This window comes from Ruegeria atlantica, assembly GCF_013032005.1.
In the GTDB taxonomy this organism is placed as follows: Bacteria; Pseudomonadota; Alphaproteobacteria; order Rhodobacterales; family Rhodobacteraceae; genus Ruegeria; species Ruegeria atlantica_A.
In genome coordinates, this window is the sequence record NZ_WQBE01000001.1 from 1,048,316 (window position 1) to 1,061,015 (window position 12,700).

Annotated in this window: 16 protein-coding genes; 8 read left to right on the forward strand and 8 right to left on the reverse strand. The window is 57.3% G+C overall.

The window, feature by feature from the left end; all coding sequences use genetic code 11:
* Window positions 1-56 precede the first annotated feature (56 nt).
* Complete coding sequence (gene phaZ, locus GOX21_RS05210) at window positions 57-1,328, forward strand: polyhydroxyalkanoate depolymerase (RefSeq protein ID WP_170349154.1); 1,272 nt, start codon at window positions 57-59, stop codon at window positions 1,326-1,328.
* A gap of 28 nt (window positions 1,329-1,356) precedes the next feature.
* Window positions 1,357-1,917 (forward strand): DUF6151 family protein, encoded by a 561-nt coding sequence (locus GOX21_RS05215; protein ID WP_254428449.1) that lies wholly within the window; start codon window positions 1,357-1,359, stop codon window positions 1,915-1,917.
* Here GOX21_RS05215 and GOX21_RS05220 read toward each other — a convergent pair.
* From GOX21_RS05220 to GOX21_RS05240, 5 genes are all read right to left on the reverse strand, one after another.
* Complete coding sequence (locus GOX21_RS05220; protein ID WP_170375929.1) at window positions 1,908-2,624, reverse strand: alpha/beta fold hydrolase; 717 nt, start codon at window positions 2,622-2,624, stop codon at window positions 1,908-1,910. The genes GOX21_RS05215 and GOX21_RS05220 overlap by 10 nt on opposite strands.
* A gap of 85 nt (window positions 2,625-2,709) precedes the next feature.
* Window positions 2,710-3,324 carry a hypothetical protein gene (locus tag GOX21_RS05225; RefSeq protein ID WP_170376126.1) on the reverse strand — a complete coding sequence of 205 codons (615 nt, stop codon included), beginning with the start codon at window positions 3,322-3,324 and terminating at the stop codon, window positions 2,710-2,712.
* Between the two features lie 17 nt (window positions 3,325-3,341).
* On the reverse strand, window positions 3,342-3,770 hold the full coding sequence (locus GOX21_RS05230) for a VOC family protein (protein WP_170375931.1): 429 nt from the start codon (window positions 3,768-3,770) through the stop codon (window positions 3,342-3,344).
* Complete coding sequence (locus GOX21_RS05235) at window positions 3,770-4,762, reverse strand: alpha/beta hydrolase (protein ID WP_170375933.1); 993 nt, start codon at window positions 4,760-4,762, stop codon at window positions 3,770-3,772. The genes GOX21_RS05230 and GOX21_RS05235 overlap by 1 nt, the downstream gene beginning before the upstream one ends.
* Window positions 4,762-5,511: an alpha/beta hydrolase gene (locus tag GOX21_RS05240; protein ID WP_170375937.1), complete on the reverse strand. Its 750-nt coding sequence runs from the start codon at window positions 5,509-5,511 to the stop codon at window positions 4,762-4,764. The genes GOX21_RS05235 and GOX21_RS05240 overlap by 1 nt, the downstream gene beginning before the upstream one ends.
* A gap of 193 nt (window positions 5,512-5,704) precedes the next feature.
* Between GOX21_RS05240 and thrS the strand changes: the two genes are divergently transcribed.
* The 5 genes from thrS to GOX21_RS05265 all read left to right on the forward strand — a co-directional run bounded on the left by thrS (window position 5,705) and on the right by GOX21_RS05265 (window position 10,398).
* Window positions 5,705-7,663 (forward strand): threonine--tRNA ligase, encoded by a 1,959-nt coding sequence (gene thrS / locus GOX21_RS05245; RefSeq protein WP_170375939.1) that lies wholly within the window; start codon window positions 5,705-5,707, stop codon window positions 7,661-7,663.
* Window positions 7,664-7,885: 222 nt separating this feature from the next.
* Window positions 7,886-8,188 (forward strand): BufA1 family periplasmic bufferin-type metallophore, encoded by a 303-nt coding sequence (locus tag GOX21_RS05250; RefSeq protein ID WP_170349161.1) that lies wholly within the window; start codon window positions 7,886-7,888, stop codon window positions 8,186-8,188.
* A gap of 70 nt (window positions 8,189-8,258) precedes the next feature.
* The gene (gene bufB / locus GOX21_RS05255) at window positions 8,259-9,116 is read left to right on the forward strand and encodes an MNIO family bufferin maturase (protein WP_170375941.1); all 858 of its coding nucleotides are present in this window, start codon (window positions 8,259-8,261) and stop codon (window positions 9,114-9,116) included.
* A complete protein-coding gene (locus GOX21_RS05260) occupies window positions 9,113-9,874 on the forward strand; it encodes an HvfC/BufC N-terminal domain-containing protein (RefSeq protein WP_170375943.1) in 762 nt (253 codons plus the stop codon). Before bufB ends, GOX21_RS05260 begins: the two co-directional genes overlap by 4 nt.
* Window positions 9,871-10,398, forward strand: a complete 528-nt coding sequence (locus GOX21_RS05265) for a DoxX family protein (protein ID WP_170349164.1) — start codon at window positions 9,871-9,873, stop codon at window positions 10,396-10,398. Before GOX21_RS05260 ends, GOX21_RS05265 begins: the two co-directional genes overlap by 4 nt.
* Before the next feature lies 1 nt (window position 10,399).
* Here the strand turns inward: GOX21_RS05265 and GOX21_RS05270 are convergent, their stop codons facing one another.
* Window positions 10,400-10,768 (reverse strand): hypothetical protein, encoded by a 369-nt coding sequence (locus tag GOX21_RS05270; protein WP_170349165.1) that lies wholly within the window; start codon window positions 10,766-10,768, stop codon window positions 10,400-10,402.
* Window positions 10,769-10,809: 41 nt separating this feature from the next.
* Window positions 10,810-11,127, reverse strand: coding sequence for an ArsC/Spx/MgsR family protein (locus GOX21_RS05275; RefSeq protein ID WP_170375945.1), 318 nt, complete (start codon window positions 11,125-11,127; stop codon window positions 10,810-10,812).
* Window positions 11,128-11,342: 215 nt separating this feature from the next.
* On the opposite strand from GOX21_RS05275, the gene GOX21_RS05280 reads away from it, so the two are divergent.
* On the forward strand, window positions 11,343-11,549 hold the full coding sequence (locus tag GOX21_RS05280; protein ID WP_010439113.1) for a cold-shock protein: 207 nt from the start codon (window positions 11,343-11,345) through the stop codon (window positions 11,547-11,549).
* 156 nt (window positions 11,550-11,705) lie between these two features.
* On the opposite strand, the gene thyX is transcribed toward GOX21_RS05280, so the two are convergent.
* Window positions 11,706-12,617 (reverse strand): FAD-dependent thymidylate synthase, encoded by a 912-nt coding sequence (gene thyX, locus GOX21_RS05285; RefSeq protein WP_170375946.1) that lies wholly within the window; start codon window positions 12,615-12,617, stop codon window positions 11,706-11,708.
* Window positions 12,618-12,700: the final 83 nt, after the last annotated feature.

The following is a 12,700-nucleotide window of genomic DNA, read 5'->3' on the forward strand; positions in this document are numbered from 1 at the left end:
GCAAAGCGGCGAATGGTCCAATCTTATTGGCTGACATCTAGGAGGCCCCTTTTTCCATGCGCTACATGATGACATACGACCTGATGGAAACGATGCGCAACACCAACCAATGGATGGGCGCAACTGCCAGCGCAATCGCATCCTACCCCGCGTTTTCCATGATTCCCAACCCCGCAATTAGTATGATGGCCGCCTGGGGTGATGTCACCGAACGTACTTTCCAACGGATGATCGTCAAACCGGACTGGGGCATCCGCACTTTTACATGCGAGGATGGCAAAGACCATCTGGTCGATATCACGACCGTTGTCGAACGTCCCTTTGGTGACCTGGTGCATTTCCGGGTCAATGGGCGCGAGGAACAGCCCCTCAAGGTGTTGCTGGTGGCGCCGATGTCCGGGCATTATGCGACGTTGTTGCGCTCGACGGTGAAAAGCCTGCTGGTGAATTGCGAAGTCTATATCACTGATTGGCATAACGCGCGCGACATTCCTGTTTCCGAAGGCAAGTTCGATGTAGAGGACTATACACTCTATCTTGTCGATTTCATGAAAGAACTTGGTCCCGACACTCATGTGGTGGCGATTTGTCAACCTGCACCGCTGACTCTGGCCGCCACGGCCTATCTGGCCGAGGTTGAGCCCAAAGCGCAACCCAGCACGCTGACCCTGATAGGTGGACCGGTAGACCCCGATGCCACCCCGACCGATGTGACCGATTTTGGCCGCCGCGTCACCATGGGGCAGCTGGAAGAGACCATGATCCAGCGTGTCGGCTTCAAGTACAAAGGCGTTGGCCGCATGGTCTACCCCGGCCTGTTGCAGCTGGCGTCCTTTATGTCGATGAACGCAGAGCGTCATTCCAAAGCGTTCTCCGAGCAGATTCAGCGCGTTATGCAAGACGAAGCTTCGGACCATGATGCGCATAACCGTTTCTACGATGAATATCTGGCCGTTATGGACATGACCGCCGAATTCTATCTGTCGACGGTTGAGCGTGTGTTCAAGAACCGCGAAATTGCCCGGAACGAATTCGTCGTCGCGGGCCACAAGGTGGACATCGGCAAAATCACCAATGTTGCGGTCAAGACGGTTGAAGGCGCAAATGACGATATCTCGGCCCCCGGCCAGTGTATCGCTGCGTTGGACCTTTGCACCGGTTTGCCCGCATCGAAGAAGGCCAGTCATGTTGAACCAGCAGCCGGGCACTATGGCATTTTCGCCGGACGCAGCTGGCGTGACAATATCCGGCCACTGGTGATCGACTTCATGACCGCCAACGCCCGCAAACCACAACGCCGGGCCGCCAATAAGAACAAGATCGCCTGACAAAATGAGCAGGAGAGCGGCCCACCCGATGCCCTTCTCCTGCGAATGCGGTACTTTGCACGGGCATATCACTGCTGAAGGAGTGCATTCGGGCACCCATGTCGGTTGCTTTTGCCGCGACTGCCGCGCAGCACAGCTGTACTTCGGTCAACCCGATCCAGCCCCCGGCCCTGTCAACATCCTACAGATGAGCCCAGAGGAGATCTGCTTCGAAGGGGGCTCGGAAAAACTTGCGCTGATGCAGCTAAGCCCCAAAGGGATGTTGCGGTGGTATTCCAGTTGCTGCAATGCGCCGCTGGCGACTACCGCGCGGACCGCGAAGTTTCCTTTTGCCGGGTTCGACGTCAAGCGCATCTCCGATCCAAGCGGGCTTGGTCCGATCACAACCCGTGGCTTTGTTCCGCAGTCGAACGGTAAGCAATCGCATGAAAAACTGCGCTATGCAGCGGTTGGGATGCTGACGCGCCTCAGCAAATCGTGGTTGTCAGGAAGCTGGAGAAACACGCCGTTTTTTGACCTAGGCGACGGCAAACCTGTGGTCGCACCGACGATACTCAGCAAGACTGAGCGCGCGAAATTCTACACGTAAGCTGCCCGAGCAGGTGCGCTTAGCCATTGTGTCAGCGCGTCATTCACGAAATCGGGCGCTTCGAGCGTCGGCAGGTGCCCGGCCTCGTCAATAACTTTCAAATCGGCACCCGGTATCAGTTCGGACATAAAGGTATGTTTGCGTAGCGGTGTAAGGGTGTCATGCGCGCCGGACAGAACCAGTGTTGGCACCTTGATGCGCCGCAGCCCACCTTGCTGATCGGGACGCCGTTGCAAAGCGCGAATCTGACGTTCGAACACCTCGGGCCCCAGATCCAGCGCCATTGCGACCAAATCGTTCAGAATGGGTATGCGCCGCGGTCCCGGCGCCAACGTGTTCGAGCTGATTATCCGACGCATCACCTCTTCCAGCCGACCCATTTTCGTGGCGACCAACAACTCTTCGCGCGCCGCCGCGGTCTGAGGTGTATCGGCCTGCGCATCCGTCGCCATCAGGCAAAGACGCGACACCCGATCCGGCGCGCGCCGAACCAGCTCCAGCGCAACCACGCCCCCCATGCCCGACCCAGCTAGCGCAAATCGTCGCGGCAGTTGGTCCATAAGGGACGACGCAATCTCTTCGATACGTTCGCCCAGTGAAATCGGTGCAACCGTAACCGCGCGCTGCCGCGACAAGCTGTTGATCTGGGGTTCAAACAACCGTGCGTCGCACATCATTTCAGGCAGTAAAACCAGCGGCTCAATCACGCGGGGCCTCGCAACACTTCAACTTTATAAGCAATGCTCTTTGCACTCAGGATGAGGGGTTTTGCAGGTTCGGGCAAGTTAAACTTCAGGGATATTTGATGTCCCGGAAAGGCGGGAAATCTGCATATCGGTTGCGACGGGTTTTCAGGTCTTCGCCCGGCTCAGCCCCGGTGCGCAGCAAACACCCGCGCGGCGCAATATAGCTGTCGATCCGGCGATGGGGGTGTGGCCTCCACACCAGATTAAAGGCGCAGAGCTTGGGAAAGAACCAGATTTCGGAATAGTCCAGATGATCGTGCATCCACCACGCCAAATCACGCCAATCACGTCCCGTATCGTATTGATCGGCGAACCAAGGGATGACGATTGACGCCCCGGCGATCCGGGCATCCCCTTCGCCCCGATCCCAGATATGGCATTCCAACGGGTTGTCGTTGCGGGCGCAGTTCAATCGGTTCTCATTCCCGAATTGATTCAACGAGGGTGATCGATACCCGGACCGGACCGCGATACGTCCAAAGGTTTCCTCAAGCGGGTCCAGCAGGGTCTGGCAAAAGGAGCGCCCCGTTTCGATGGCAAGGTCAGGATTGTCTGGAAGGTTTTGCTTTTCATGGAAATTTCCAATCTCAGAATACAGGAATTCCCGCATGAAGAAATGCCGGGACAGACGTACACGCCCAAGCGTTTCAAGGCTCCACATGCTGCCCGGCTTTCGCATTACCCATACCCGTTCCAGCAAAAGGCACCGTCCGGTGCAAGCGCAGAGAAGGGATTGAAGGCCACTTCCCAGATCGTCCCATCGGGGGCGCGGAAATACCCGTGATGCCCGCCCCAGAAAACATCAGCAGCCGGTTTCAATATCTCGGCTCCGGCTTCCCCGGCCTTGTCCAACACCTGCGCAACCTCGCCCTTTGATCGGCAATTGTAGCTGAGCGTCAGCGCACCATGGCCCAAAGAGTCTACGTCAACTCCGATCTCTTCAGCCAATGCAGACAACGGGTACAATCCTAAAGTCTGGCCGATAAGGTCAAAGGCAATTACCCCGTCGGGGCTGCTGACCCGCTTCCAACCCATGTCCTCATAGAACCCGGCGGCAAGCTCGGGGTCATCCACCCCAACTGTGATCAAGCTTACTCGCTGGTCCACTATTCGATCCCCTGCTCACTCAGCCAGTCCAGAATACCTGCAACAGTCGCGTCCGTCTGCCCCGGGGACATCAACCGACCCGCGATCACATGCGACGCTGGATCATCCCCTGGCCCCATTGTCACCAGATTGACCGTCTTCGGTCCACCCCATCTTTCGGCCATTTTATGCGTCAGGTCAGGACGCACGACTTGATCGTCATCCGAAAACCAGAACAGCGCCGGAATCTGCACGCTCGAGAAGTCCAACGCATAGACAGCCTCGACCAACAGGGTCATCGGCACCACAGCCTCCCACGGGTAAACCGAGGTCCAATAGGTGTTTACCTCCGGGTCCGGGCCAGAGACATCCCGTTCCTCCCCCATCACCAAGGGCAGCCACTTCCGCGCCCACGGCAAGCCGGGAATCCACGCGCCCGGTGTGTTCACCCCGAAATTCGGAGACACAAAGACCAAAGCCGCCACGTCTTGGCTCAGTTCTTCATCCAACGCTGCTGCTGCGGCCAGCGTTCCGCCGGTCGAGGTTGAGATGACAACAACCTTGTCGCCAACGGCCCGCGCCGCGGCCAACCCCTCGGCCATATCCTGCATCCAGCCCGTAGCCGTCCCTTCGGCCATTGCCGGGCCATCGCGACCATGTCCCTTCAGGCGCGTATAGACCAGATTGGCCCCCAGCGCGTCGGCCACCTTATCCGGCACCGGACGGATTTCCTCGGACGAGGCCGAAAAGCCATGCACATAGAGAACCGAAACGGGCGTGCGTTGTTCTTTGAACCCGTCCTGCCAGACCACGCGCTTTTCCACTCCGGGCACGATGTCGTCATAGACGGATTCTGTGCTTTCAAAGTAGACCTGAACCCCTTCGCCGAATTTGCGCGGATCAAAGCGGGGATGCAGGTCGACCTGTTCACGCGGCCCGAACCAATAGATCAGGCCACCGACAACAGTCAGTGCCAGCAGCAGACGCCCAAGAAACCACCCAAAGCGCTGCATCAACTGGCCTCCATTACCTCAAGCACTGCGTTTTCGATCAACCCCAGACAGGGGCCGTCCGAGAACCGGTGATCTGCGTCTTTGACCAGCAATAAACGCATATCTGACCCACTGGCGTGTTCCAGCAACCGCACAGCCGTTTCAGTGGACACCGCCGTATCCGCCGTGCCCTGCAGAAAGCGCACCGGGAAAGGCAGGTCTAGCGCGTCGCGCAGCACCAACCGTTGCCGCCCGTCTTCGATCATCCGCTTGGTGATGATGTAGGGTTCCATATAATCCGAGGGCAGTTCCACATGCCCAACACTATCCAGCGCAGCCTTTTGTTCGGCGCTGAACGACGCCCAATAGCCGTCCTCGGTGAAATCAGGCGCGGCGGCAATGGTCACCATACCAGCGATCCGTTCGGGTATCGTTCTGGCAAGCAACAGCGCCTGCCACCCGCCCATGGATGATCCGACAACGATTAACGGCCCTTCGGTCAAGGCTGCCACAGCCTCAATCGTATCTTCGTGCCAATCGCCGATACAGCCATCGGTGAATTTCTCGGAACTTTCACCATGACCGGAATAGTCGAACCGCAAAAACGCCTGCCCGCGCGCCTGTGCCCAGTCTTCCAGATGCACCGCTTTGGTGCCTTCCATGTCAGATTTGAGCCCGCCCAGAAAAACGACGGTCGGGCCATGGCCCTCACTTTTGTGATAGGCCAACCGCCGGTCTTTTGCGGTGATCAGAAATTCCGTAGCTGCCATGAAACCCTCTTTCCATTTGCATCACATCATGCACGGCAGACCAGTGGTCGCAATTCCCGATTTTTGCAGTCTCGCAGCGTCAGTCCTGCTTCCTTCGACACTTGACAGGTTTTGCTGCACCTGCCACATGAGCCGGACACCATAACCCGCAACCGGGCGTTCAGTGGGCGCCAAACCGACGAGGAGAGCCGATATGGCCCTGGATGCAAAATCCGTCTCACTCACCTTTCCCGATGGCAATGCACGTTCTTATGACGCAGGCGTAACGCCCGCGCAGGTGGCTGCCGATATCTCGACCTCGCTGGCGAAAAAGGCCATCTCGGCCACGGTGAATGGCCAGCACTGGGACCTGCAATGGCCCATCGAATCCGATTCCGATATCGCCATTCACACCATGAAGGATGAGGTTCAGGCTAATGAACTGATCCGCCACGACCTGGCGCACATCATGGCCCGCGCGGTGCAGGAGATCTGGCCCGATACCAAGGTCACCATCGGCCCCGTCATCGAAAATGGCTGGTATTATGACTTTGATCGGGCGGAACCTTTCACGCCCGAAGACCTTGGCCTGATCGAAAAAAAGATGAAGGAAATCATCAACAAGCGCGACCCCGTAACCACCGAAGTCTGGGACCGTCAGCGCGCGATTGATTTCTACACGCAGAATAATGAGCCCTATAAGGTCGAGTTGATCGAGGCCATCCCCGGCGACGAGCCGCTGCGCATGTATTGGCATGGCGACTGGCAGGACCTGTGCCGCGGCCCGCATCTGCAGCATACCGGTCAGGTTCCAGGCGATGCGTTCAAGCTGATGTCCATCGCCGGAGCCTATTGGCGCGGTGACAGCGACCGCGCGATGCTGCAGCGTATCTATGGCGTGGCCTTCACCGGTAAGGAAAAGCTGAAAGCTCACCTGCATATGCTGGAAGAGGCCGCCAAGCGCGACCACCGCAAGCTGGGCCGCGAGATGAACCTGTTCCACATGCAGGAAGAGGCACCCGGCCAAATCTTCTGGCATCCGAACGGCTGGAAAATCTACACCACCCTGCAGGACTATATGCGCCGGATGCAGGAGCGCGATGGATATGTCGAGGTGAACACGCCTCAGGTTGTCGACCGCAAACTGTGGGAGGCCTCGGGCCACTGGGACAAGTATCAGGAAAATATGTTCATTGTCGAAGTCGACGAGGAACATGCCCGCGAAAAGGCAATCAACGCGCTGAAACCGATGAACTGCCCCTGTCACGTGCAGGTGTTCAATCAGGGCCTGAAATCCTATCGTGATCTGCCGTTGCGGATGGCTGAATTCGGGTCTTGTGCCCGTTATGAGCCTTCGGGCGCGCTGCACGGAATCATGCGCGTGCGTGGATTCACACAGGATGATGGTCACATCTTCTGTGCCGAGGATCAGATCGAATCCGAGACCGCCAAGTTCATTGCCTTTCTGTCTAAGGTCTATGCCGATCTGGGCTTCCATGACTGGACGATCAAACTGTCTACTCGTCCGGAAAAACGGATCGGGTCGGATGAAAGCTGGGATCTGGTCGAAAAGGCGCTGGGCGATGCCTGTAAGGCCGCCGGATATGAGTATGAGCTGCTAGAAGGCGAAGGCGCGTTTTATGGGCCCAAGCTGGAGTTCACTCTGACCGACGCGATCGGCAGGACATGGCAATGCGGGACCCTGCAGGTGGACCCCAACCTGCCCGAGCGGCTGGATGCCAGCTTTATCGGTGCCGACGGCGCCAAGCACCGCCCGTTCATGCTGCACAGGGCAACGCTGGGTTCGTTCGAACGCTTCATCGGCATTCTTATCGAAGAACACGCAGGCAAGCTGCCTTTCTGGCTGGCCCCGCGTCAGGTCGTCGTCGCCTCGATCACGTCAGAAGCCGATGATTATGTGGCCGAAGTGGTTGAGACGCTCAAGGCCGCCGGTGTCCGCGCCGAGGCAGACATCCGCAACGAAAAGATCAACTACAAGGTTCGCGAACATTCGGTCGGCAAGGTTCCGGTCATTCTGGCCGTCGGTCATCGCGAAGTTGACGAACGCACCGTCAGCGTTCGCCGGCTGGGCGAAAAACAAACGCAGGTTCAATCGCTTGAAGCTGTAACAAATGAGCTTTCACAGGCCGCGACACCGCCGGATCTGTTGTAACATTCGGCATGGAATTGCCCTGAATTCGGCCCCGCTTTTGGGGCCGAATTGAAATATTTCCTCTTTTCTTATTCAAAAACAGTATATTAACTTACAAGGGGGCATTGTGCGCCCTGACGGGCTTGTGAGACACGGGCTCGTGAATTCAACTCTGGGCCGCAAGCCACTACCTTTGTCATTGTCACAAGCAGACATACGCAGTCATCAAAAGGGATTACCGAGATGTCGAACACCGCAAAATCACTGGTTATCGCAACCGCAGTCGCAGCCGCCGTTTCGGGCGCAGCCACAACTGCCACCGCACAAGCCAAAGAGAAATGCTATGGCATTTCGCTGGCCGGTCAGAACGACTGCGCCGCGGGCCCCGGCACAACCTGCGCGGGCACCTCGACCGTAGACTATCAGGGCAACGCCTGGACTCTGGTCGATGCAGGTACCTGCGCCGATATCGAACTGCCGGCCGAGGCTGACGGCACACCGCGCAAAGGCTCGCTGGAAGCTCAGGACCGCGATCTGCCGGCATAAGTCTGGCCTAAGCTATTCAGGGGGCGGGCGACTTCGCCCGCCCCTTACTTCTAGAACAAGGAGCTGCCAAATGTTGGATGACACACTCCGTTCGAACCGCCTGCCTCTGGCACCGGGCGTCGGGTACAAGCCGCAGCATTTCGCACAGATCCTTGAACACGCACAGCCAGTTGCCTGGCTGGAAATTCACGCCGAGAACTACATGGGTGACGGTGGTCGTCCGCTGGCGCAATTGCGCCATCTCTCGGAAAAGTTTCCGATCTCGGTCCATGGGGTTGGCCTGTCCATCGGCAGCGAAGGCCCATTGGATGCCGACCATCTGGCACGATTGAAACACCTGGTTGGCTGGCTGAAACCGGCCAGTTTCTCGGAACATCTGGCATGGTCGACCCATGACAGCCATTTTCTGAACGACTTACTGCCTCTGCCCTATACTAATGCCTCGCTTGCACGCATTTGCGAGCATATCGATCAGGTACAGGAAACCGTAGGTCGCCAAATGTTGTTGGAGAATCCGTCCAGCTATCTGGCGTTCGAAGAAAGCACCTGGTCCGAGCCCGATTTTCTGCGCGAAGTTGCACGTCGCACTGGGTGCGGCCTGCTGCTGGATGTGAACAACGTCTTTGTCTCAGCCACCAATCTGGAATTCTCACCGCAGGGCTATATCGATGCCTACCCTATTGAGAAGGTGGGGGAAATCCATCTAGGCGGGCATGATGAGGATGAGGACGACCATGGTCGCCCCCTGCTGATTGACAGCCATGGGCGCGAAGTCGTTGATCCGGTTTGGGCGCTGCTGGACTACGTTCTAGAGCGATCTGGCCCCAAACCCGTGTTGGTCGAGTGGGACACGGACGTTCCAGAATGGCCCGTGCTGCGGGCCGAAGCAGACCGTGCGCAAGCGGCCCTGGACCGCGTCCCGGCATGAGCGTTTCGCAAGAAAGTTTTCACGCCGCGCTGATGAACCCGTCAGCCGCCATCCCTAAAGGACTGCTGGACGCGGTCGCACAACCTGCCGGGCGGCGGTTCAGTGTGTATCGCAACAACGTGGCGGTGTCGCTGACCGAAGCGATGCATCAGGCATTTCCGGTCATCACCAAATTGCTGGGGGCTCAGAACATGGATGGGCTGTCGGGTATTTTCCTGCGCAAACATCCCCCCTCATCGCCGTTGATGATGTTTTATGGTGAAGAATTCCCCGAATTTCTTGCCGGAATGGAGCAGCTCTCGCATATTGGATACCTGCCTGACGTGGCGCAATTGGAGCTTGCCTTGCGCCGTTCCTACCACGCCGCTGACAGCGAACCAGCCCCAGCGGACGCACTGGCTGTTCCGCCCGAAGACATCATGCGGGCGCGGCTGGGATTTGCCCCGTCGATGCGGGTTCTGCGCTCGGACTGGCCGATTTATTCGATCTGGCGTTTCAACACCGAAGACAACGCCCCCAAACCCGATCTCGCCGCCCAAGACGTTCTGATCACCCGGGCCGAGTATGACCCGGTTCCACATCTGCTGCCCGAAGGCGGCGCGCACTGGATTGCGGGCCTTCAGGCCGGGCAAACCATTGGTGGCGCGTTTGAAGATACTGCAAACCATTTCCCCGAATTTGACCTTGGGGCCACTCTGGCGCTGCTTTTACAAGGCGGCGCAATAACCTCTGTGACTATCGAAAGGCTGGCAACATGACTGCCCTGATCTCATTGCACAACAACACCCTGGGACGGTTAGAGATGACCTCTGGCTGGTTGACACCGACCTTGGCCAGGCTGGTTTTTGCGGCAACATTGCTGGTGTATTATTGGAATTCGGCGACCACCAAACTGGGCAGCGGATTCTTTGGGTTCCTGTTCCCGTCCGACGGTGCCTATGTGCAGATTTTCCCCAAAGCCATGGAAGCTGTCAGCTATGACAGCTCGCAATTGGGGATCATGCATTGGGCCATTGCTGTTGCGGGGACCTGGGCTGAGTTTCTTCTACCTACGCTGATCGTGATCGGCCTTCTGTCGCGGTTCGCGGCATTGGGTATGCTGGCATTTGTCTGGGTTCAGACGATCGTAGATGTCACGGGCCACGGTACGGAATTGGGCAGCTACTTCACCAACGCCGTAAGCCTGCTGGATGATCGGACACTCTGGTCCTTCCTGCTGGCAGTGATCGTGATCAACGGCGCAGGGCCGCTGTCCGTTGATCGCATCCTGCACATCAAGTGATCTAGAAATGCGCCTTGGGCTCGTCCGGTTTACCCGCGGCCAGTCCAAGGAGGCCCGCAACACCCGCAAATGCCACCGGGAACATAGTGAACACGTTAAAGCCAAAGGCGTAATACATCCCGGCCGCTGAGATCAGCAACAAGACCCCTCCGATCAGGGCCCGTGCATGGGCCATTGCACCGCCAGCAATCGCTAATAGCGGCGCAATGATCGACGCGAACTGTATGAGTTGCGCGTTGTCCACCTGCTCGGCCAGCCCGTCGATCTCACCAAACCGATCAATCAGTTCGACATAGCCATAGCCGAAAAAGCCAACAATCATCCCGATCAAACCGGCGATGACACCCAAAATCATAGCAGCGTTACGCATTCAAAATCCTCTAACTTGCGTCAATTCAGATAGTCATCAGGTCACGCAACGCCAAGCCCTGCCTTCGTTTCCGCCGTCCATCCCAGATACAGGGTACCGTCTTGCTCGATCAGGGGGCGCTTCATCAGGGTCGGGTGATCTGCCAGCAGTTCCAGCGGAGGCCGCGCGCGTTGTGCATCGTCTAATCCACGCCAGGTTGTCGAACGGGTATTGAGCAAAGCCTCGCCGAAGCGATCCAGCGCCTGCGTCAGCATCGCTTTGGGTACGCCATCGGTCCGAACGTCGACAAACTCAGTATCTGGAAGTGATTTCAAAGCCTTGCGGCACGTGTCACAGTTCTTCAGACCATAAAGGCGCATTTCGGGTGTCTCCTGTATCTGGTTCAATTTTCAGCAAATTTGCCTGCACGTTTCAGAAATTCTTGATTTTTTACTTCACCATGCAATGTTGAAAAAGACGAAACTCACAATTCGCGCTGTATCGTTACGGCGATACGGTAATCAATTGCGGCGACGTCAATCACTGCCCCCACCAATTATGTGGGACAACGCGTAAGTAGAAGGAGACACGGGAAATGCCAACTGGCACCGTGAAATGGTTTAATACCACGAAAGGCTACGGGTTTATTGCCCCTGATGAGGGCGGCAAGGACGTATTTGTTCATATCTCGGCCGTTGAACGGTCCGGTCTGACCGGGCTCGCTGACAATCAGAAAGTCTCGTATGAGTTGGAAGACGGGCGCGACGGCCGACAAATGGCATCTGATTTAAAGCCACTGTAAAACAGTCCCGCATGCTGCGGGTGATCAAAACAGGCCAACGGCCAATTTCCGGCCGTTGACCAATATTCAAAGGTTAGAAACCTTACCCTCGCGCCGGGTCGGCTTAGGCGCGAGAGTATTAGCTTTTTCCGTCACAATAATGCGCAATACGCGAGATCAGCTTTTGCGAATGACCGCTTCGAACTCGCGCCATTCCCGAGCGGTCATGCCCGAGTTTTCCTGCGTGACATTTTCCCCGGCCAGCATCCGGCGCAGGCTGTCGACCATCTGAGCCGAAAGGTTCACCGCACCCAGCCGATAATCCTCGAACGCTTTGTAGGCGAAGGGTACCCAGTCGGCGACGATCTTGCACATGGTATCCGCATAGACCCGAATCTCGTACTGCGCATGCGGGTCGGCACGCAGGCGCAAGAAGTGGAACAGGTTGTGCAGATCAACCTTCCAATACCACTGCGTATAGATATTCGCGGGCAGGTTCATCCGCGCCAGTTCACGCGCCAGACCCTGTTGGCCGTCTTGGTTGATCATCGATTCATAATTGTCATAGCACCGGGCGCTATCAGCCTTGAGGATATCCAGAACTCGCGCGGCCTCTTCCCCTTGCAGCGCATCACCCCGGCCTTGGTTGTTTACCTCGGACTGCGCGGCAACGTGATCGGGTGCGGGGATATAGAACTCGCGGTCCAGAATCGAATAGCGCGCGGAATACTCGTTCACATTTGCCGTGCGGTGACGAATCCACTGCCGGGCGACAAAGACAGGTAGCTTGACGTGTAGCTTGATCTCGCACATCTCGAACGGGGTCGAATGCCAGTGACGCATCAGATAGCGGATCAGACCCTCATCGTTCTGCACCGATTTTGTGCCTTTGCCATACGACACCCGCGCCGCCTGACAGATCGCCGCGTCGTCACCCATATAGTCGATCACGCGCACAAAGCCGTGGTCCAGCACCTGATGAGCGGTATAAAGGTGATCTTCCATACCCGCAGCCACAACGCGGCGTGTTGGATGCGATTGCGCCCGTTGCGCTTCGATCTCGGCCAGTTGGTCAGAGGACAGCGGCATAAAAGTTCCTTTCCAGCAATGAGTCGCCCACCACTATATATCGGCAATTCCCCGACCGGAACCGCGACATGTGCACCCAGCGG

Coding starts and splice junctions, on each gene's coding strand:
- phaZ (WP_170349154.1), top strand. CDS start 57: ATGCGCTACATGATGACATACGACCTGATGGAAACGATGCGCAACACC.
- GOX21_RS05215 (WP_254428449.1), top strand. CDS start 1,357: ATGCCCTTCTCCTGCGAATGCGGTACTTTGCACGGGCATATCACTGCT.
- GOX21_RS05225 (WP_170376126.1), bottom strand. CDS start 3,324: ATGTGGAGCCTTGAAACGCTTGGGCGTGTACGTCTGTCCCGGCATTTC.
- GOX21_RS05235 (WP_170375933.1), bottom strand. CDS start 4,762: ATGCAGCGCTTTGGGTGGTTTCTTGGGCGTCTGCTGCTGGCACTGACT.
- GOX21_RS05240 (WP_170375937.1), bottom strand. CDS start 5,511: ATGGCAGCTACGGAATTTCTGATCACCGCAAAAGACCGGCGGTTGGCC.
- thrS (WP_170375939.1), top strand. CDS start 5,705: ATGGCCCTGGATGCAAAATCCGTCTCACTCACCTTTCCCGATGGCAAT.
- GOX21_RS05250 (WP_170349161.1), top strand. CDS start 7,886: ATGTCGAACACCGCAAAATCACTGGTTATCGCAACCGCAGTCGCAGCC.
- bufB (WP_170375941.1), top strand. CDS start 8,259: ATGTTGGATGACACACTCCGTTCGAACCGCCTGCCTCTGGCACCGGGC.
- GOX21_RS05260 (WP_170375943.1), top strand. CDS start 9,113: ATGAGCGTTTCGCAAGAAAGTTTTCACGCCGCGCTGATGAACCCGTCA.
- GOX21_RS05265 (WP_170349164.1), top strand. CDS start 9,871: ATGACTGCCCTGATCTCATTGCACAACAACACCCTGGGACGGTTAGAG.
- GOX21_RS05270 (WP_170349165.1), bottom strand. CDS start 10,768: ATGCGTAACGCTGCTATGATTTTGGGTGTCATCGCCGGTTTGATCGGG.
- GOX21_RS05275 (WP_170375945.1), bottom strand. CDS start 11,127: ATGCGCCTTTATGGTCTGAAGAACTGTGACACGTGCCGCAAGGCTTTG.
- GOX21_RS05280 (WP_010439113.1), top strand. CDS start 11,343: ATGCCAACTGGCACCGTGAAATGGTTTAATACCACGAAAGGCTACGGG.
- thyX (WP_170375946.1), bottom strand. CDS start 12,617: ATGCCGCTGTCCTCTGACCAACTGGCCGAGATCGAAGCGCAACGGGCG.